We start from the raw sequence: 17,660 nt of genomic DNA, 5'->3' as shown, positions 1-17,660 counted from the left end.
GGCCCGGGGGTCAGCCCGTCCAGACGATCGACTGCACCTCGCTGTACGCGTGCAGGGCGTACGACCCGACGTCCCGGCCCACGCCCGACCGCTTGAAGCCGCCGAACGGCGCCTCCATGTTCCGCCCGATGGTGTTGACGCCCACCCCGCCCGCCCGCAGCCGCCGCGCCACGCGGAACGCGCGCGCCGAGTCCCCGGACCAGACGTAGCTGATCAGGCCGTAGTCGCTGTCGTTGGCCAGCGCCACGGCCTCGTCCTCACCGCCGTCGAAGGGGACGACCACGACCACCGGGCCGAAGATCTCCTCCCGGACCACCCGCATGTCGTTGGTGCAGTCCACCAGCAGCGTCGGCGCCACGTAGAAGCCGCGTCCGCCGCCCACGACCGGGCGTTCGCCGCCGTACGCGATCCGCGCGCCCTCCTTGCGGCCCAGTTCGACGTACGACTCCACGCGGTCGCGGTGCGCCGCCGAGATCACCGGTCCCACCACCGTGCCGCGCTCCGCCGGATCTCCCACCGTCATGAAGGCCAGGTAGCCGGTGAGCTTCTCCACCAGCCGGTCGTAGACCGACCGGTGCGCGATCACCCGGGTCGGGGCCGTGCAGATCTGCCCCGAGTAGAAGGAGAACGTCGTCCCGATCCCCATCACGGCCGCGTCCAGGTCCGCGTCCTCCAGGACGATCGCCGCGCCCTTGCCGCCGAGCTCCATCAGCTGCCGCTTCATCGTCCGGCCGCACACCTCGGCGATGCGCTGGCCGACGGCCGTGGAGCCGGTGAAGGACACCATGTCGACGTGGGGCGAGTCCACCGCCGCCTCGCCCACCTCGACCGAGGTGCCCGAGACCACGTTCACCACGCCCGCCGGGACCCCGGCCTCGTCGAGCGCCCGCGCCATCCGGAACACCGACAGCGGGTCCTGCGGGGCCGGTTTGACCACCACCGTGTTGCCCATGGCCAGGGCCGGGGCCACCTTGCCCGCCGGGTTCGCCCACGGGTTGTTGTACGAGGTGATGCAGGTGACCACCCCGACCGGCTGGCGCACCTCCAGCGCGCCCAGCACGCCCGCGCGCCCCATCGGTCCGGCGTCCGTCACCTGCGGGGGCAGCCCCCGCTCGACCGGTTCCAGGGCGCCCTTCGCGTACCGCCGGAAGCGGGCGACCCCGACGCCGACCTGCATGCCGCGGGCGATCCCCGTCGGCGCCCCCGTCTCCGCCCGGGCGAGCTCGGACCAGGGCTCGTACTCCCGCTGGATGATGTCGGCGGCCCGGTCCAGGATCGCCGCACGCTCCTCGGGCGCCGTGCGGGACCAGGACGCGAACGCGTCGGCCGCGGCCCGCGCCGCCTCCTCGACCTGGCCGCGGGAGGCCTCGGGGGCCAGCCCGACCACCGACTCGTCGGCCGGGTTGACCACCTCGTAGTGGCCGGCGTCCGGCTCCACCCAGGCGCCGCCGATGTAGAGCCGCTGGGGGCCGCCGGGCCGGTGCGTGCTCAACGGGTGCTCACCGTCCTCGTGTCCCGGCCCGAGCGGAGCACGATCCCGGGGATCGCGCCCGTCACCTCGTCGTCGCGGACGGTCTCCACCCCGTTGACGCGTACGGACACGATGCCGATGGCCCGCGCGTCCAGCCGCGGGCTGTCGCCCGGCAGGTCGTGGACGAGCGTCGCCGGGCCGGCCTCGATCCGCTCCGGGTCGAAGAGGACGAGGTCGGCGTGGTACCCCTCGGCGATCCGGCCGCGCTCGCGCAGCCCGAACAGCTGCGCCGGGTCGTCCGTGAGCATCTTCACCGCCTGCTCCAGCGGGACGAGCCGGCGCCCGCGCAGGCAGTCGCCGAGGAACCGGGTGGTGTACGGGGCCCCGCACATGCGGTCCAGGTGCGCGCCCGCGTCGGAGCCGCCGAGCAGGACGTCCTCGTGCTGCCAGGTCTCCCGGCGCAGGGCCCAGCTGGCGGGGTCGTTGTCGGTGGGCATCGGCCACAGGACGGTGCGCAGGTCGTCGTTGGCGCATATCTCGACGAGGCAGTGGAAGGCGTCCTGGCCGCGCTCGGCGGCGATGTCGTCGACGACCCGGCCGGAGAGGCCCTCGTTCTCCTTGCTGTACGTGTCGCCGATGACGTACCGCCCGAAGCGGGCGAGGCGGCGGAAGACGCCGGCCTCCTTGCTGTCGGCGCGGCGCAGCATCTCGGCCCGTACGTCCGCGTCGCGGAGCTTCTCGATCCGTTCGGGGACGGGCAGGGCGAGCACCTCGCCCCAGCCGGGGATGAGGTTGAGCGCGCAGAAGGTGCCGAGCGACATGTTCATGGGGGTGAGGATCGGCATGGTGAGCGCGACGATCCGGCCGCCGGCGGCGCGGGCCCGCTCGCTGGGGATCAGCTGGCGCGGCACGCGCTCGGGGACGGAGGCGTCGATGGTGAGGACGTTCCAGTTCAGGGGCCGGCCGGCGGCGGCGCTCATGTCGACGAAGAGGTCGATCTCGGCGTCGGAGAACTGGTCGAGGCAGCCCGCCACGATGGCTTCGAGCTGGGTGCCCTCGTGTTCGGCGACCGCCCGGGACAGGGCGAGCAGTTCCTCCGGCTTCGCGTGCCGGGAGGCGACCGGGGAGCCGTCGCCGTCGGAGTGGGTGGAGGACTGGGTGGTGGACAGACCCCACGCGCCGGCGTCCATGGCGTCGTGGAAGAGGGCGAGCATCTCGTCCAGCTGCCCGGGCGTGGGCTGTCCGCCGACGGCCGCCTCGCCCATCACGTGGCGGCGCAGGGCGCAGTGGCCGACCATGAAGCCGGCGTTCACGGCGATGCGGCCGTCGAGGGCGTCGAGGTACTCGCCGAAGGTGGACCAGGTCCAGTCGACGCCCTCCTCGAGGGCCTTGAGGGCCATCCCCTCGACCTTGCTCATCATGCGCCGGGTGTAGTCGGCGTCCTCGGGGCGGTCCGGGTGCAGGGGCGCCAGGGTGAAGCCGCAGTTGCCTCCGGCGACGGTGGTGACGCCGTGGTTCATGGAGGGGGTGGCGTACGGGTCCCAGAAGAGCTGGGCGTCGTAGTGCGTGTGGGGGTCGACGAAGCCGGGGGTCAGGACGAGGCCGGTGGCGTCCTCGTCGGTACGGGCCTCTTCGGTGACGGTGCCGGGGTCGCCGATGACGACGATCCGGCCGTCCCGGATGCCGACGTCGGCGACGCGGGCGGGCGCGCCGGTCCCGTCGACGACGGTCGCGCCCTTGATCAGGTGGTCGAGCATGACGTCCCTTCTGCCGGTGTTCGCGGTGCGGGCCGTGTTCGGGGGCTCCGCCCCGCGGGGGCGGCGGCGCCGCGCCCGCATGGCGCGGACCGCGCGGGCCCCGGCCGGAGGCCGCCCGGCCGGGGCCGCTGCGGGACGGCGGTCCGGGAAGACGCCGTCCCTGTTCCCCCGCCGGGTCAGGAGGCCTGGCGGAAGCGGGTCGTGCGGTGGACCGGGTCGGTGTCGATGTGCGGGATGACGTGTTCACCGATGAGCTTGATGGTGTTCAGCGTGTCCTCGGGCGAGACCCCGGTCGGCAGTCCGAAGGACAGCTGGTCGGCGCCGGCCTGCTCCCACCGCTTGCACTGGGCCCGTACCTCGGAGGGGTCGCCGCAGATCATCAGCTCCTCGGCGATCAGCAGTTCGATGATCTCCGCGTTGTACTCGGGCAGCAGCTCGGGCCACTGCGGGATCGCCTCGGGCCGCGGGAAGGTGTCGTGGTAGCGGAAGACCAGCGACTGGAAGCGGTTCATGTGGGCGTTGACGGCGATCTCCACCGCCTTGTCGTGGGTCTCGGCGCAGATCGCGGTCGAGGTGACCATGACGTTGTCGTTGACGAAGGCGCCGATGGCCTTCGCCTCCTGGATGGCCGTCTTGTACTGCTCCAGCACCCACTCCATGTCGGAGACCTTCTGCACGCTGAAGCCCAGCACGCCCAGGCCCTTCTTCGCCGCCATCGCGTACGAGGAGGGGGAACCGGCGGCGTACCACATGGCCGGGTGGGCCTTGCCGTACGGCTTGGGGAAGATCTTCCGCGGCGGCAGGGACCAGTGCTTGCCCTGGAACCCCTCGTACTCCTCCTGGAGGAACATCTTGGGGAACTCCGCGATGGTCTCCTCCCAGATCTCCTTGGTGCCGTTCATGTCCTCGATGCCGGGGAGGAAGCCGAGGATCTCGTGGCTGCCCGCACCGCGCCCGGTGCCGAACTCAAAGCGGCCCTTGGAGAGGTGGTCGAGCATGGCGACCTTCTCCGCCACCTTCACCGGGTGGTTCACCGGGGCGAGGGGGTTGAAGATGCCGGAGCCGAGGTGGATGCGCTCGGTGGCGTGGGCCAGGTAGCCGAGGAACACCTCGTTCGCCGAGAGGTGCGAGTACTCCTCCAGGAAGTGGTGCTCGGAGGCCCAGGCGTACTTGAAGCCCGACTTGTCGGCCTGGATGACGTACTCGGTCTCCTCGATCAGCGCCTTATGCTCTGCCTCGGGGTCGACCTTGGACCGTGACTCGGCCACGTATCCCTGCACGAAGAGCCCGAATTCCAAGGGGGTTCACCGTCCTTTGATTTCTGACGTTCCGTCAGATTCGATGCCCCGACTGTTCCACCGCCGGGGCCGGAGCGTCAATACCTGACGCCCCATCAGATGACTCGCCGCGACGTCACGCGATGCTGACGCCCGCCATCCACCCGCCGTCGATGACGAACGGCTGGCCGGTGATGTACGAGGAGTCCTCGCCGGTCAGGAAGAGGGCCAGCTTCGCGACCTCCTCCGGCCGCCCGACCCGCCCCATCGGCACGACCCGCCGGTACAGCTCGGCCATCGCCTCCCGGGCCTCGTCGGTCATCCCGGCCGGGTCCAGCAGCCCCGGATTGGCCATCGGGGTGTCCACGGCACCCGGGCACATCGCGTTGACCCGGATCCCCTTGCCCGCCAGCTCCATGGCGGCGACCCGCGTCAGCCCCAGGATCGCCGCCTTGGTAGCGGCGTACGCGCCCACGTACGCCATGCCCGTCAGCCCGGTGTACGAGGAGGTGTTGACGATGGTGCCGCCGCCGGCCGCCTCGATCTCCGGGGCCACCGACTTGATGCCGAGGAAGGCGCCCACCTGGTTGACCTCGACCACCTGGCGGAACTCCTCCAGCGGGGTCCCGGTCAGCTCGTTGAAGCGCAGGATGCCCGCGTTGTTGACCAGCCCGTCGACCGGCCCGAAGGACTCCTTGGCGGCGGCGATCGCGGCCGCCCAGTCCTCCTCCCGACTCACGTCCATCCGTACGTACCGGGCCCGGTCCTCGCCGATCTCCTTGGCCACGGCCGCGCCCTGGTCGTCCAGTACGTCGCCGAGCAGCACCCTGGCGCCCTCGGCGGCGAACAGGCGGGCTTCCTGCTCACCCTGGCCGCGCGCCGCACCGGTGATGATGACGACGCGCCCGTCCAGCTTGCCCATGCCGGTGTCTCCCTGGTCGTTGAGGTGGTGGCCGGGGTACTAGTCGTTGAGGTGCGGTGCGACGTCAGCGCCGAACGCGGCGATCTGGTCCGTCAGTTCGGCCCGGTCGCGGCTGCGGAAGCGGACCTGGATCTGGTCCACGCCGAGCGCCCCGTACTCCCGCAGCGACTCGGCGAGCGCCTCCGCCTTGCCGGTCAGGGTCCGGCGGCCGGTGTCCCAGCCGGGTTCGCCGACGTACAGCGGCTCGGTGATCGCGCCGATCTCGATCGGCTCCCCGATCCCCGCCGCCGCGCGCAGTTCCCGGATCCGGGCGATCTGCGCGGGCAGCGCGTGGCGCGGGTCGCCCTGCGGGAGCCAGCCGTCGCCGCGGACGGCGGCCCGGCGCACGGCGGGGCCCGAGGAACCGCCGACCCAGACGGGGATCCGCTGCTGCGCCGGCCGGGGCAGCTGGCCGAGGTCCTTGAACGAGAACAGCTCGCCCTCGAACTCCGGGTACTCCTCGGGCCCCAGCGCCACTCGCAGCGCGTCCAGGGTCTCGTCGAGGACGGCCCCGCGCCGCGCGAAGTCCACGCCGAGGATCTCGAACTCCTCCTGGACGTGCCCGGCGCCGACCCCGAGGATCAGCCGGCCGCCGGAGAGGTGGTCGAGCGTCGCGTACTGCTTGGCGCTGATCAGCGGGTGGCGCAGGCCGAGGATCGCGACGTGGCTGAGCAGGCGCACGTGCTCGGTGATCCCGGCGAGGAAGGAGAGGGTGGCGACCAGGTCGTACCAGACCGTGCCCATGGGCCCCGCGAGCCGCCGCGGGATGGCCACGTGGTCGCAGGTGGCCACGTACCCGAAGCCGGCCCGGTCGGCGGCCCGGGCCACCTCGGCGAGGTCGACGGCGGTGGCCGACGCCTCCCAGGGTTCGGCGTAGAGGGTGCTCTGCGACTGGATCGGGAGCTGCATCCCGTAGACCAGCCGACCTTCCGGAAACACGCGCGCCATGCCGGACCCGCCTCGCCTTCGTCTGCCGATTCGTCCGCCGATTCGTCATACCGGTGCCGGGCCATCGTCGTAGCTGACGGTCCGTCAGGCAAGGGGTAGGGCCGACCGCGGTGGCCCGATCCCGCGTTCGTGCCGGGTGAGCCGGGTGAACCGGGTCTTGAGCCTCTTCCCACCGGGCAGGGGCCGGCCGCTGTTCTCGCCGATGCACTCCCCAGCGCGTCGGGCTTCCGGCAGCGCACCGTCGACGTCCTCGTCGCGCGGTCGGCGCGCTGCCCTCGGCCTCAGGACCGTCCTCGCGGGCTCAGACGACCGCCCCCGTCCCCCTCTCCTTCTTCCTCCGCGCCTCCAAGGGGCCGTACCCGTCGTGGACTTCCCTCGCGGCGCGACGGTCCCGTGCCGGTGGGGGTGTCGGGTTGCGGTGTTCCAGGGCGATCGCGATCGGAACCGCGGTGAAGAGGGTCGAGGCGATGCCGACCAGGACGCCCGCGATCAGCGCCACGGAGAAGTCCGCCAGCGAGTCGCCGCCCAGTACCGCCAGTGCGGTCAGGATGAACAAGGCTCCCATACCCGTGTTCACCGTGCGCGGGAGTGTCTGGACCACCGCGTGGTTGGCCGTTTTCTCCAGGTCGCCTCGGGGGTCTCGGCGGCGCGCTTCGCGGACGCGGTCGAAGACGACCACCGTGTCGTTCACGGAGTAGCCGATCACCGTGAGCAGCGCCGCCAGGAAGACGCTGTCCACCGGCCTGCCCAGCCAGGCGAACAGGCCCACCACGAGGAGGACGTCGTGGACCATCGCGGAGACCGCCGCTGCCGCCAGGGTCCAGCGGAACCGCACGCTGAGGTAGATCAGCTGGGCGGCCACGGCGATGCCCAGGGCCAGGAGCGCCTTCTGGCGCAGTTCGCTGCCGAGGCTCGGGCCGATCTGTTCGTCACGCTCCACCGTGACGGTTCCGCCGGACTCCTCCAAGGCCGCCTTGACGCGCTGCTGTTCGTCGTCGGTCAGCTTCTCCGTGCGTACGGTGATGTCGCCGTCGCCGGACTCCTGCACCACCGCGCGCGGGAACCCCGCGTCGGACACGGCGTTCCGGGCCGTGTCCGCGTCGACGGACCTGCTGGTGCCGTACTCGACGAGGCGGCCGCCGGTGAACTCCACGCCGAAGTCCAGGCCGCGGATGAGGATTCCCGCGACGGCCACCGCCACCAGGAGTGCGCTCGCGCCGAGCCAGCGGCGACGGTGGCGGACCAGGTTCGGGTCGCGGCGGGACAGCCATGTGCGGAACCGGCCCGTCGAGGCGATGCCCGTCAGACCGGGGCGCTTGCGCACGAAGCTGCGGGCGACGGCGAAGTCCGCGAGCGTGCGGGTGATCACGAGCGCCGTGAGCATCGATGCCAGGACGCCGATGCACAGGGTGACCCCGAAGCCCTTGACCGGGCCCGTGGCGAAGAAGAACAGCAGTCCCGCGGCGAGCAGCGTCGTCACGTTCGAGTCGATCACCGCGCTCCACGCCTTCGCGAAGCCGGTCTTCACCGGCTTCGACAGGTCCTTGGAACGGACGCCCAGGTACTCCTCCCTGGCCCGTTCGAAGACCAGGACGTTCGCGTCCACCGCCATGCCGATCGCCAGGACGAACCCGGCGAGCCCCGGCAGCGTGAGCGTCGCGCCGAGCGCCACCAGAGCGGCGTACGAGATGAGGCCGTACAGCCCGAGGGCCAGGGCGGCGAGCGCGCCGAGGAGTCGGTAGACGACGGTGATGAACAGTGCGGTCAGGGCGATGCCGATGAGCGCGGCCTTGGTGCTCGCCTCGATTGCGTCGGCGCCGAGCGTCGGGCCGACCGTGCGCTGCTCCACGACGTCGAGGGGCACCGGCAGCGCGCCGCCCTTCACGAGCGCCGCCAGCTCGCGCGCCTCGGCCCGGGCGAAGCCGCCGCTGATCTGCGTGGAGCCGCCGGTGATACCGGTCCCGCACACCACGTCCGCGGTGACGCCGGGCGCCGAGATGATCTTGTTGTCGAGGGCGATGACGACGCGGCGTTCCGGAGCGCCCTGAGGCGCGCAGGCCGCGTCCGAGGTGATCTTCGCCCAGGTGTCGCCCGCGCCCTTGCGGAAGTCGAGGGAGACCATCCAGCCGCTCAGCGACTGCTGGTCCAGGACCGCCTCGGCGTCCTCGACCCCCTCGCCGGTGAGGGCGGTGGGGCCCAGCTTCAGGTGGTTGCCCGGCCGGTCCGGGTCGGGCAGGGTGCGTGATCCGTCGGCCTCCGGCGTCGCGGAGCCCTCGTCGGCCGTCGCCCCCGTCACCGGGTGGACCGTGAGCTGTGCGGTGCGGCCGATGACCTCGGCGGCCTTGCGCGGGTCCTGCACTCCGGGGAGTTCGACGATGATCCGTTTCTCACCGGAGCGGGCGATGCCGGGTTCGGAGACGCCGAGGGCGTCGACGCGCTGCCTGAGGACCTCCAGAGCGCGGTCGGTGGATGCGGCGTCGGCCTTGACGGTGGGCGAGTCCCGGGTCTCCAGGACGATCTGGGTGCCGCCGCGCAGATCGAGGCCGAGGCGGGCGGATTGGGTGAGGGCGATGTAGAGGGACAGCGCGACGGCTGCCAGCGCGACGACCGCCCTCCACAAGGGTGGGCGGGACCAGGGTTGGCGGGACCAGGGTGCGCGAGACCAGGGTGCGCGAGACATGCGTACTCCACGATGAGGGCAGGACGGAGGGACGCGTGACCGGACCCGCGCGGTGTGCGCCGGGTCAGAAGGGTCAGGCGTCGATGACGGTCTGCGTGCTCATCGGTGGGGCGGGCCGCGCGGGGCGGCGGACTCGGCCGGCCTGCGCGGCGGCGCGAGTGCGGTGGCGGGGCCCGCGTCGGGCCCGCCCAGGGCGCGGCGCGGAGCCGTGTCGACGGCCGTACGCGCGGGGCCCGCAGGCTGCGGGCCCGGGATGTGGGCGTCAGGTCGGGGCGTGACCGCGAATTGCCGCGCCGGGACGTCGTCCGGTCCTGCCCCTGGTCCGGCGTGCCCCGCCACCGTGTGGTGGGCGAGCGGCCTGTCGGCGGGCATGGGCACGCCCTGCGCCCCGGCCACCGGGACGAACAGCGCGAGGACGGTCACGACGAGGGTCAGCGCGGACGCGGCCAGGCGCGCGCAGCGGTTTCGTTGCGGCACGCGTCCCCCCGTCCCTTCGGTGCTCGCCGGGTGCGCACGGCGTGGCCCCGCCCGGCTCAACGTATGGGGTGCCCCGGTCCGTTCCGTTTTCCTCGGCAGTTCTTCGGAAGCCGAAGAACTTCAGCAACAGCGCGCAACCAGCAGGTTCGCCGCCCCCGACGTGCTCCGAAGCCGCTCCTGGTCCTCGCGCCGTGTCCCCCGAGGGGCCCGAGGCGGTCGAGCCGTGCGGGGAGACCACGTCACGGATCAGTCACAGCCCGCCCATACCGGTCCCGGCGCCGACACCATGACGCGATGCGCACACACCACACCATCACCCTCCTCGCCGCCGCCGGCCTCCTCGCCCTCACCAGCTGCTCCGAGGCCGTCACCAGCGAGCCCAAGCCCGGCGACAAGGTCGCCGCCCCGCCGTCCGCCTCCCCGTCCGCATCGCAGTCGAGCACCGCCCCCGAGGCGCTCAGCTCCGCGGCCGCAGCCGCCGGTATCCCGCCCAGCCCCGCCCCCGCGCAGCGCGCCATCTACCTCGCCGCGCTCAACAAGATCGACCCCGAGATCGTCAACGGCAAGGACGACAAGGCCATCAGCCGCGGGCTGAGCCAGTGCCAGTCCATGAAGGACGAGAAGGACCCGACCAAGCGTGTCGAGTCCACGAACCGGCGCTTCATCGGCCCCAACCATCCCGACGGCTTCGGCCCCACCAAGGCCGCCTTCATCCTCGCCGCCGTACAGACCAACCTCTGCCCCACGTACTGACGGGGCCACAGACCACCACGGTGCGAGTGGATGCGGTACGGCCGCCCGCGACGAGGGCCCCGGGCGGCCCCCCGCGGATGAGGGGGCGCCACGGCCAAACGGACCGACCTCACCACCCACGCCTCCTTCAAGCAGCGCGCCCGCCTCCTCGCCGAGTCCGACGCCTGCCCCCTCTGTGGTCGCCTGCCCTTCTGGCGCTACCCCGGGGGGGGCTCCTCAGCCCGGCGGTCGAGGACGTGCTGGCGGATGGTGAGCCTCCTGGAGACGCTCGCCCATCCGGACGCCGGGTCCCACCCGCTGCCCGGCCCGCCCGGCCCGGCGGCGCGCGGTCACCGTTCCCGGTCCGCTGTGGAGGGAACGCCGGTCACGCGGTGCTCCTTGCCTCAACAGGGCCACCACCTACCCGAACCCACCGTGACGCACGTCACATGCAACGCCCCGCTCCGAGCGGACATTAACCAACGTGGACCAGCAACTCTTCGCGGACCTCTACGACGCGCACGCCCAGGCGGTGTACGCGCACGCCGTCCGCATGACCTCCGACCCCACCGGTGCGGAAGACATCGTCTCCCTCACCTTTCTCGAGGCATGGCGGCTCCGCGAAACCCTCGACGGTGTCGCCAGTCATCGAGCCTGGCTACTCGGAGTCGCGACCAACGTCCTTCGCAACACCCGCAGGACCGCTCGCCGCCATCGCGAGGCGATGACGCGTCTCCCGCGACCGGAGGTCGTTCCGGATCTGGCGGACGCGGTGGTTTCACGCATCGGCGACAGAGCCAGGGCGGACGCCGCGCTCGCCGCGCTGCACCGCCTGCGCCGTGCCGACCGCGAGGTGATCGTGCTGTCCGTCTGGTCGGGCCTCTCCCACGAGGAGGTGGCGGCGGCCTGCGGGGTAACGGAGGGAACCGCGCGCTCTCGGCTCTTCCGGGCACGCAGCCGCCTCCGCAAACTCACCATCGCCCATCTGGCCTCAGCACCGGCCCACGGACGCGGACCCGCGTCCCGAACCGCACGGGAGGGACACCTGTGAACGCCGCCGATGACGACGCGCACATCGAACTGTCCGAGCGCGAAGAGATGCTCCGGCGCCTGCCCGGCATCTCCGACGCGGACATGCCCTTCCGTGGACACCGCCTGACAAGGGAGTACCTGAGGCGAGAAACAGCTCGAAGTGAGCGGACGGCCCCGTCACGGCGGTCCAGGCGCCCGTTGTTCGTCTCCCTGGGAGTCGTGGCGGCAGCGTGCGCCGTGGCCGTCGCCTTCACCCTGGGCGGGAACAGCCCCGGGGAGCACGCTGAAGCCGCGAAGCCCGAATCCGCCGCCGTGCAGCTCCTGGACAGGATCGCCTTGGCCGCCGCGGAGTCGCCTGCCCCGACGGTCCTCGACGGGCAGTTCCTGTACACGAAGACCAGCGGCCACTCCACATCCCTGTCGGAGGTCGCGGGCGGAGAGATGGAGCCGGCCCGGATCGATGAGTCCGCCGAGCACTGGGTATCGGTCGACGGCTCGGCCAAGACAATGACGCGGACCGCGAAGGGCACTGAGGCGGCTCCGCAGACGGATCCGGGGCAGGGCAAGCCGAGCATCAACGGGCCCACGTACCGCTTCCTCGAATCGCTCCCGACCGACCCCGACAAGCTGCTGGAGCTCATCTACGCGGATACCCGGCTCAACCACGGCAAGGACTCCGGCTCGACCACCGGACCGGATCAGGAGGCCTTCGTCGCGATCGGCGACCTCCTCCGTACGGTCGAGGCTCCCCCCGGAGTGAGTGCGGCCCTCTACCGGGCAGCGGCCCGCATCCCGGGAGTCGTGATGGTGCCCGACGCCACGGACTCCACCGGCCGGGCAGGGGTCGCCGTCGCTCGCGTTCACCAGGGCGAGCGGACGGAATGGATCTTCGACAAGACGAGCCTGCGGCTCCTGGGCGAGCGGACGTTGCTCCTCAAGGACAGCGCCTGGGGCAAGGCCGGCACGCCGGTGACATCGGTGTCCATCGTCAGCCGAGGAGTCACGGACCGGGCCGGCATGCTCCCTAGGCAGTGAGGAGTGCGATCCGGACGAAGATCCGAAAAGGACTCCGGAGCACTCCGACTACACCGGCCGCCGTCTGCAGTGGAGCGCAAGCGGGACCACGAACCTCAGCAACCGGAACTTCCGTGACCAGGCAAGTTCCCTCTGTGTCAGCCGACCCCAGTTCGGCGGAACCCTCGTCGGCTTCCGGGACTTCATGCCGGATCCGTCGATGTCCGGTGCCCGCCGGCAGCTGCTACGACCTGATGACGCTCGGGTACGTGACGGTCGGGACGGCACGTGGAACGACAGGGCCGACGCCCTGGCCATGCAGCGCGACACGGCCCGGCTGAGCAGCCGGGCCGTCAGCACTTCACAGGGAAAGGGGTCCCCGGTCAGAACCCTTCCGGTCCCATCACGATGTACGGCTTCGCCGCCGGGTCGAGGGTCTCCAGGACCTTCTTCATGGCCTCCTTGGGGATGCCGACGCAGCCCTGCGAGGGGCCGTCGTGGTCCACGTGAAGCCAGATGTTGCCACCCTTCTCCTCGCCCTCCGGCTTGGACGGGTCCAGCGGCGACGTGCCCGGCCTGCGGTTGAAGTCGATCGCGACCACGTAGTCGAAGGAGCCCGCCAGGGACTCGCCGTTCACCCCGCGGCCCGAGGCCACGAAGGAGGCGTCCTTGTCGTACGGGAGGCGGGTGCCGGACGGGGCGGCCAGCAGACCGCCCGCGTCGGTGAGCGCGAAGACGCCCTGCGGGGACGTCAGATCGCCGTACGTGCGCTCCGTGGACCAGCCCTTGGCGCCGTTGCGGGCCGGCCAGCTCTCGGCCCGGACCCAGTCGGCGCCGGCCGCCGGACGGGTGTACAGGGCGGCCGTGGACTCCGAGGAGTCGCGGGCCTTCCCGGTGACCAGGATGAGCTGGCGGGAGTCGGCCGGGATGCGGTTGCGGGTCTCCTCGCTGATGCCGGACAGGCCCTGGAGCAGGTCCCGCTGGGCGTCGCGCGCGGCGCGGCCGGCGGCTTGCGGGCGGGCGTCCGAACGGGCGGTGGCCGCGGCGGCCGCCTTGTCCGGGCCCTGGGCGAGGTAGACCCAGCAGGCCCCGGAGGCCACCAGGCCGAGGGTGGCGGCCAGTACCACCCGGCGGGAGGCGCGGGGCGTACGGGGTCGGCGGGAGCGGGCCCGGGCGTGCTTGCTCATTGAACCGACCGTACAGCAGCCGGTCTTCAGCGGCGCTGAACCGCCGCCCGCCGTGCCCCGCGGAACACGGGGAACCGGACGCGGACATTCAGCCCGCCCCCCGGCTCCGGGTCGGCCCGCGCCGCCAGTTCCGCCCCGTGCGCCCGGGCGACCGAGGCGACGATCGACAGCCTGAGACCGGCCCCCTCACCTGCGGTGTGCCGCCGTTCGGTGCTCCGCCGGAACGGCTCCAGCAGCCGCGGCACACCGGCCGGATCCAGCACCGGACCCGTGTTCGACACCGTCAGTTCCCCGTCCCCGGACACCTCCAGGACGATCCGGCCGTCCGGGCGGTTGTGACGCACCGCATTGCCCGGGAGGTTGCGCACCAGGTGGCCCAGCAGGGCCCGGTCGCCCCGTACGGTCACCGGCGCGAGGGTCCGTACGACGGTCAGGCCCTGCTGCGGGCAGGCCGCCGGCTCGGCCGCGGCGAGCTCCGCCAGGTCCACCGGACCGGCGGTCTCCAGCCCCTCCTCCGACACCGCGAGCAGCAGCAGCGACTCGACGAGGTGCTCTTTCGTGACGGAGTCCCCGCTGCTGTCCGGGCTGGGCGGCCTGGCCGGCATCGCCCTGGGCGGCGCGGCCACGGCCGTGTACGCCGCGGCGGGCGACCTCCCCCGGGTGGTCCCCCTCTGGGCGGTCACGGGCGGCTTCGCCGCCACCCTGGCGATCGGCACGGTGGCCGGCCTCTACCCCGCGGTCCGCGCCGCCCGCCTCTCGCCGACCCTCGCGTTGGCGGCGGGCTGACGGACGGGGGCCTGCGGGCTTGGGCCCGCGGGGACGGAAGCCCGCGGGGACGGAAGCATGCGGGGACGGAAGCCTGCGGGGACGGCCCGGCCCGGACTGGCCCGCACCGTTCCGGCCTGGCCCGCACCGGGCCGTGGCACGACCGGTGCGGGCCCGGTCCGGTGCAGGCCAGGCCCCCGGGGCGGGGGTCCGGCGTACGATGATCTGATGCGAACTCCACGCCACGCCGCGCGCGTTGTCATCGTCTCCCCCTCCGGGTCGGTGTTCCTCTTCCGCGAGAACAACGTGGAGGTCGGCATCCACTGGCTGCCGCCGGGCGGCGGGATCGACCCGGGTGAGAGCCCCGAGGACTGCGTGCTGCGGGAGTTGCGCGAGGAGACCGGGTGGACCGACCTCGCACCCGGGCGACTGCTGTGCACCTGGGAGCACGACTTCACGCACCAGGGGATCCCGGTCCGCCAGCACGAGCACATCTACGTCACCACCGGCCCGCGGCGCGAACCGGTCCTGGAGTCCCCCGGCATCCACTGGCAGTGGCTCTCCCCGGAGCGCCTGGCCGCCCTCGGCGAACCGCTGTGGCCCCCGCGCCTGCCTCAGCTCCTCGCGGACATCCCCGCGGAACCGGTCCACCTCGGCCTGCTGGCCTGACCCGTCGGCGCGCCCACCGCTCCGCCCCCGCTCCCCCGCGGCCGGACTACCGGTCCGCGGTGGCTTTGGCGTACAGCGCGGCCGCGTACGGCCCCAGGACGGTGCTGGTCGACACGTCGTCGGTGTCGCCGCCCGTCAGGATGCCGATGATCTTCCCGTCGCGGGCGATCCAGGCGCTGCCGCTGGTGCCGCCCGGGAAGTCCGCGCAGTCGAAGCGCTGCGAGGTGGCGCTCTCGCGGACCGCGACCGCCGTGCAGGTACGGGGCACCTTGCGGTCGGCGGGGTAGCCGGTGACGGTGACCTCCTCGCCGGCGCGGCCGCTGGTGTCCAGCGCCGCGGCGCCGGTCACGTCCTCGATGGTCCGTCCCCGGTCGTCGGGGGCGAGGCGGGCGAAGGCCAGGTCGTAGTCGTCGTCGGTGCCCTGCGACCAGCGGTCGTCCTCGAAGACCCGCTCCAGCTTCCACGTGCCGTACGGTGCGACGCCGTTCGCGTACGCGGGTGCGAAGACGGCGCCGCCCTCCCCCTGCTCCCCGTCGAGCAGGCAGTGCCCGGCGGTGATGACGAGGTCGCGGCCGGGGCTCTGCACGACGGTCGCGGTGCAGAAGTGGTCGCCGTCCAGGCCCTTCGTGAACAGGGCCCCGGTGAACGCCGCGGGCCCGCCCGGCTTCGGCACCACGGCGGGCGGCAGGGTCGTCGCCGGCGGGGCCGAGAGCTGCGGCTTCGCCGCTTGCGATCGTGACGGGTCCTCGGCGGTCGCGGTCGGCGCCGCCTTCGCCCGTACGGGAGCGGCCCCCTCGGGCGGCGGCGCCAGCTCGGCCACGGCGGCGGAGGCACCCAACGCCGCCACGGCACACAACACCGCGGTCACCACGGACCGCTTGTCCACCGGCACGATGATCACTCCCCTTTGCCCCGGCGAAGCATGCCCCGCACCCCCCACCCGGTGCAAGACCAGCGGCTCATGCCCTCCGCAGCGCGACCCCGCTCAGGAAACGCGCCCAGGCCCCGGGGGCGACCGCCGGATCGAGGCCTGCGGCCCGCCCGGGCTCCGCGGGCGGCGGTCGGTCGCCGCCCGGGGGCAGGGGCGCTTCAGGCCCCCGGGCCCGGCCACAGGCCGGACGGGGTGAGGCCGAGGAGGTCGATCGCGTTGCCGCGGACGATGCGGTCCACCACGTCCGGGGCGAGGTGGCCCATCTGGGCCTCGCCGACCTCGCGGGACTTGGGCCACGTCGAGTCCGAGTGCGGGTAGTCCGTCTCGTACAGGACGTTGCCGACGCCGATCGCGTCCAGGTTCTTCAGGCCGAAGGCGTCGTCGAAGAAGCAGCCGAAGACGTGCTCGGCGAAGAGCTCCGACGGCGGGCGCAGGACCTTGTCGGCGACGCCGCCCCAGCCGCGGTTCTCCTCCCAGACCACGTTCGCGCGCTCCAGGATGTACGGGATCCAGCCGATCTGGCCCTCCGCGTACATGATCTTCAGGTGGGGGAAGCGCTCGAACTTGCCGCTCATCAGCCAGTCGACCATCGAGAAGCAGCAGTTGGCGAACGTGATGGTGGAACCGACCGCCGGCGGGGCGTCCGCCGAGGTGGACGGCATGCGGGAGGAGGAGCCGATGTGCATGGCGATGACCGTCCCGGTCTCGTTGCACGCCTCCAGGAACGGGTCCCAGTCGTCCGTGTGGATGGACGGCAGGCCCAGGTGCGGGGGTATCTCCGAGAAGGCGACGGCGCGCACGCCCCGGGCGGCGTTGCGGCGGACCTCCTCGGCGGCGAGGCGGGCGTCCCAGAGCGGGACGAGGGTGAGGGGGATGAGCCGGCCGTGGGCGTCGGGGCCGCACCACTCCTCCACCATCCAGTCGTTGTAGGCCCGTACGCCGAGGAGTCCCAGCTCCCGGTCCTTGGCCTCGGTGAAGGTCTGGCCGCAGAAGCGCGGGAAGGTGGGGAAGCAGAGCGCCGACTGGACGTGGTTGACGTCCATGTCCGCGAGCCGTTCGGGAACCGAGAAGGACCCCGGGCGCATCTGCTCGTAGGTGATGACTTCCAGTTTGATCTCGTCGCGGTCGTACCCGACGGCCGTGTCCAGCCGGGTGAGCGGGCGGTGCAGGTCCTCGTACACCCACCAGTCGCCGATCGGGCCGTCGTCACCCCTGGCCCCCATGACGGGGGCGAACTTCCCGCCGAGGAAGGTCATTTCCTTCAGGGGGGCGCGGACGACCCGGGGGCCGGTGTCCTTGTACTTGGACGGGAGCCGGTCCCGCCAGACGTGGGGGGGCTCAACCGTGTGGTCGTCCACCGAGATGATCTTCGGGAAGGTCTCCATGACCCCTACGGTAGCGCTGATCTGACGAACCGTCAGCTAGTTGGCCGCGGATCGGCACGTGACGGGCTGACGTGTACGCACGACACAGGGCAGACTGGCCCCTACAACCACGGAAGGCAGGGGGGACGACAGATGGACGGCGTACCGGCCATCCCGCAGCCGCGGAACCACCCCGAGGGAGTCCGGACCAGCTCCGCGGGCACCAGCCCCGCGGCCACCGGCGCCGGGACCACGGCCGCCGCCGCCCGTGCCGCCGCCCGTTCCCTGGCCGCCCGGCCCGCCGCCGGCAGAGTCCTGCCCGCCGGATCCGGTCCCGCGACGGCCGGAGCGGGCCCCGCCGCGCCCGCCGCGCCGGGAGCCGCCGCACCGGGAGC

The 17,660-nt window shown here is 72.6% G+C and carries 15 protein-coding genes and 2 pseudogenes; 6 read left to right on the top strand and 11 right to left on the bottom strand.

What is annotated here, in order from left to right; all coding sequences use genetic code 11:
* Positions 1–10: 10 nt before the first annotated feature.
* The 7 genes from ACFWW8_RS32015 to ACFWW8_RS31985 form a co-directional block, all read right to left on the bottom strand.
* The gene (locus ACFWW8_RS32015; RefSeq protein ID WP_386534558.1) at positions 11–1,492 is read right to left on the bottom strand and encodes an aldehyde dehydrogenase family protein; all 1,482 of its coding nucleotides are present in this window, start codon (positions 1,490–1,492) and stop codon (positions 11–13) included.
* A complete protein-coding gene (locus tag ACFWW8_RS32010) occupies positions 1,489–3,228 on the bottom strand; it encodes an amidohydrolase family protein (protein WP_386534555.1) in 1,740 nt (579 codons plus the stop codon). Before ACFWW8_RS32010 ends, ACFWW8_RS32015 begins: the two co-directional genes overlap by 4 nt.
* A 176-nt stretch (positions 3,229–3,404) precedes the next feature.
* On the bottom strand, positions 3,405–4,526 hold the full coding sequence (locus ACFWW8_RS32005) for an LLM class flavin-dependent oxidoreductase (protein ID WP_386534552.1): 1,122 nt from the start codon (positions 4,524–4,526) through the stop codon (positions 3,405–3,407).
* A gap of 115 nt (positions 4,527–4,641) precedes the next feature.
* The gene (locus ACFWW8_RS32000) at positions 4,642–5,427 is read right to left on the bottom strand and encodes an SDR family NAD(P)-dependent oxidoreductase (protein ID WP_383921653.1); all 786 of its coding nucleotides are present in this window, start codon (positions 5,425–5,427) and stop codon (positions 4,642–4,644) included.
* A gap of 39 nt (positions 5,428–5,466) precedes the next feature.
* Positions 5,467–6,414 carry a TIGR03619 family F420-dependent LLM class oxidoreductase gene (locus tag ACFWW8_RS31995; RefSeq protein WP_386534550.1) on the bottom strand — a complete coding sequence of 316 codons (948 nt, stop codon included), beginning with the start codon at positions 6,412–6,414 and terminating at the stop codon, positions 5,467–5,469.
* A 301-nt stretch (positions 6,415–6,715) separates the two neighbouring features.
* On the bottom strand, positions 6,716–9,094 hold the full coding sequence (gene secD / locus ACFWW8_RS31990; RefSeq protein WP_386534548.1) for a protein translocase subunit SecD: 2,379 nt from the start codon (positions 9,092–9,094) through the stop codon (positions 6,716–6,718).
* 99 nt (positions 9,095–9,193) lie between these two features.
* Positions 9,194–9,571, bottom strand: a complete 378-nt coding sequence (locus ACFWW8_RS31985) for a hypothetical protein (protein ID WP_386534545.1) — start codon at positions 9,569–9,571, stop codon at positions 9,194–9,196.
* A 294-nt stretch (positions 9,572–9,865) separates the two neighbouring features.
* Here ACFWW8_RS31985 and ACFWW8_RS31980 point away from each other — a divergent pair, with 294 nt between their 5' ends.
* The 3 genes from ACFWW8_RS31980 to ACFWW8_RS31970 all read left to right on the top strand — a co-directional run bounded on the left by ACFWW8_RS31980 (position 9,866) and on the right by ACFWW8_RS31970 (position 12,370).
* Positions 9,866–10,324 carry a DUF732 domain-containing protein gene (locus ACFWW8_RS31980; RefSeq protein ID WP_386534543.1) on the top strand — a complete coding sequence of 153 codons (459 nt, stop codon included), beginning with the start codon at positions 9,866–9,868 and terminating at the stop codon, positions 10,322–10,324.
* A 463-nt stretch (positions 10,325–10,787) separates the two neighbouring features.
* Complete coding sequence (locus ACFWW8_RS31975; RefSeq protein WP_386534540.1) at positions 10,788–11,354, top strand: RNA polymerase sigma factor; 567 nt, start codon at positions 10,788–10,790, stop codon at positions 11,352–11,354.
* Complete coding sequence (locus ACFWW8_RS31970) at positions 11,351–12,370, top strand: CU044_5270 family protein (protein WP_386534537.1); 1,020 nt, start codon at positions 11,351–11,353, stop codon at positions 12,368–12,370. The genes ACFWW8_RS31975 and ACFWW8_RS31970 overlap by 4 nt, the downstream gene beginning before the upstream one ends.
* A gap of 362 nt (positions 12,371–12,732) precedes the next feature.
* Here the strand turns inward: ACFWW8_RS31970 and ACFWW8_RS31965 are convergent, their stop codons facing one another.
* Positions 12,733–13,536, bottom strand: coding sequence for a hypothetical protein (locus ACFWW8_RS31965; protein ID WP_386534535.1), 804 nt, complete (start codon positions 13,534–13,536; stop codon positions 12,733–12,735).
* Positions 13,537–13,562: 26 nt separating this feature from the next.
* Positions 13,563–14,057, bottom strand: a complete 495-nt coding sequence (locus ACFWW8_RS31960) for a sensor histidine kinase (protein ID WP_386534533.1) — start codon at positions 14,055–14,057, stop codon at positions 13,563–13,565.
* 25 nt (positions 14,058–14,082) lie between these two features.
* On the opposite strand from ACFWW8_RS31960, the pseudogene ACFWW8_RS31955 reads away from it, so the two are divergent.
* Both ACFWW8_RS31955 and ACFWW8_RS31950 read left to right on the top strand, forming a co-directional pair.
* Positions 14,083–14,322, top strand: a pseudogene (locus ACFWW8_RS31955) (FtsX-like permease family protein); the annotation flags it as partial.
* 207 nt (positions 14,323–14,529) lie between these two features.
* Complete coding sequence (locus ACFWW8_RS31950; protein ID WP_386534530.1) at positions 14,530–14,970, top strand: NUDIX hydrolase; 441 nt, start codon at positions 14,530–14,532, stop codon at positions 14,968–14,970.
* 46 nt (positions 14,971–15,016) lie between these two features.
* Here the strand turns inward: ACFWW8_RS31950 and ACFWW8_RS31945 are convergent, their stop codons facing one another.
* Positions 15,017–15,856, bottom strand: a complete 840-nt coding sequence (locus ACFWW8_RS31945) for a trypsin-like serine protease (RefSeq protein ID WP_386534527.1) — start codon at positions 15,854–15,856, stop codon at positions 15,017–15,019.
* A 203-nt stretch (positions 15,857–16,059) separates the two neighbouring features.
* Positions 16,060–17,286 carry an amidohydrolase family protein gene (locus tag ACFWW8_RS31940; RefSeq protein WP_386534524.1) on the bottom strand — a complete coding sequence of 409 codons (1,227 nt, stop codon included), beginning with the start codon at positions 17,284–17,286 and terminating at the stop codon, positions 16,060–16,062.
* A 132-nt stretch (positions 17,287–17,418) separates the two neighbouring features.
* Between ACFWW8_RS31940 and ACFWW8_RS31935 the strand changes: the two are divergent.
* Positions 17,419–17,660: pseudogene (locus ACFWW8_RS31935) on the top strand (2-oxoglutarate dehydrogenase, E2 component, dihydrolipoamide succinyltransferase); the annotation flags it as partial.

This window comes from Streptomyces sp. NPDC058701 (assembly GCF_042715295.1).
GTDB lineage: Bacteria > Actinomycetota > Actinomycetes > Streptomycetales > Streptomycetaceae > Streptomyces.
The sequence above is the reverse complement of the archived record's forward strand: the minus strand, read 5'-3'. Positions and strand labels throughout refer to the sequence as shown.

Excerpts from the sequence above, each read along its gene's own strand:
- ACFWW8_RS32010 (WP_386534555.1), bottom strand. The coding sequence starts at position 3,228 with ATGCTCGACCACCTGATCAAGGGCGCGACCGTCGTCGACGGGACCGGC.
- ACFWW8_RS32000 (WP_383921653.1), bottom strand. The coding sequence starts at position 5,427 with ATGGGCAAGCTGGACGGGCGCGTCGTCATCATCACCGGTGCGGCGCGC.
- ACFWW8_RS31995 (WP_386534550.1), bottom strand. The coding sequence starts at position 6,414 with ATGGCGCGCGTGTTTCCGGAAGGTCGGCTGGTCTACGGGATGCAGCTC.
- secD (WP_386534548.1), bottom strand. The coding sequence starts at position 9,094 with ATGTCTCGCGCACCCTGGTCTCGCGCACCCTGGTCCCGCCAACCCTGG.
- ACFWW8_RS31980 (WP_386534543.1), top strand. The coding sequence starts at position 9,866 with ATGCGCACACACCACACCATCACCCTCCTCGCCGCCGCCGGCCTCCTC.
- ACFWW8_RS31965 (WP_386534535.1), bottom strand. The coding sequence starts at position 13,536 with ATGAGCAAGCACGCCCGGGCCCGCTCCCGCCGACCCCGTACGCCCCGC.
- ACFWW8_RS31950 (WP_386534530.1), top strand. The coding sequence starts at position 14,530 with ATGCGAACTCCACGCCACGCCGCGCGCGTTGTCATCGTCTCCCCCTCC.
- ACFWW8_RS31940 (WP_386534524.1), bottom strand. The coding sequence starts at position 17,286 with ATGGAGACCTTCCCGAAGATCATCTCGGTGGACGACCACACGGTTGAG.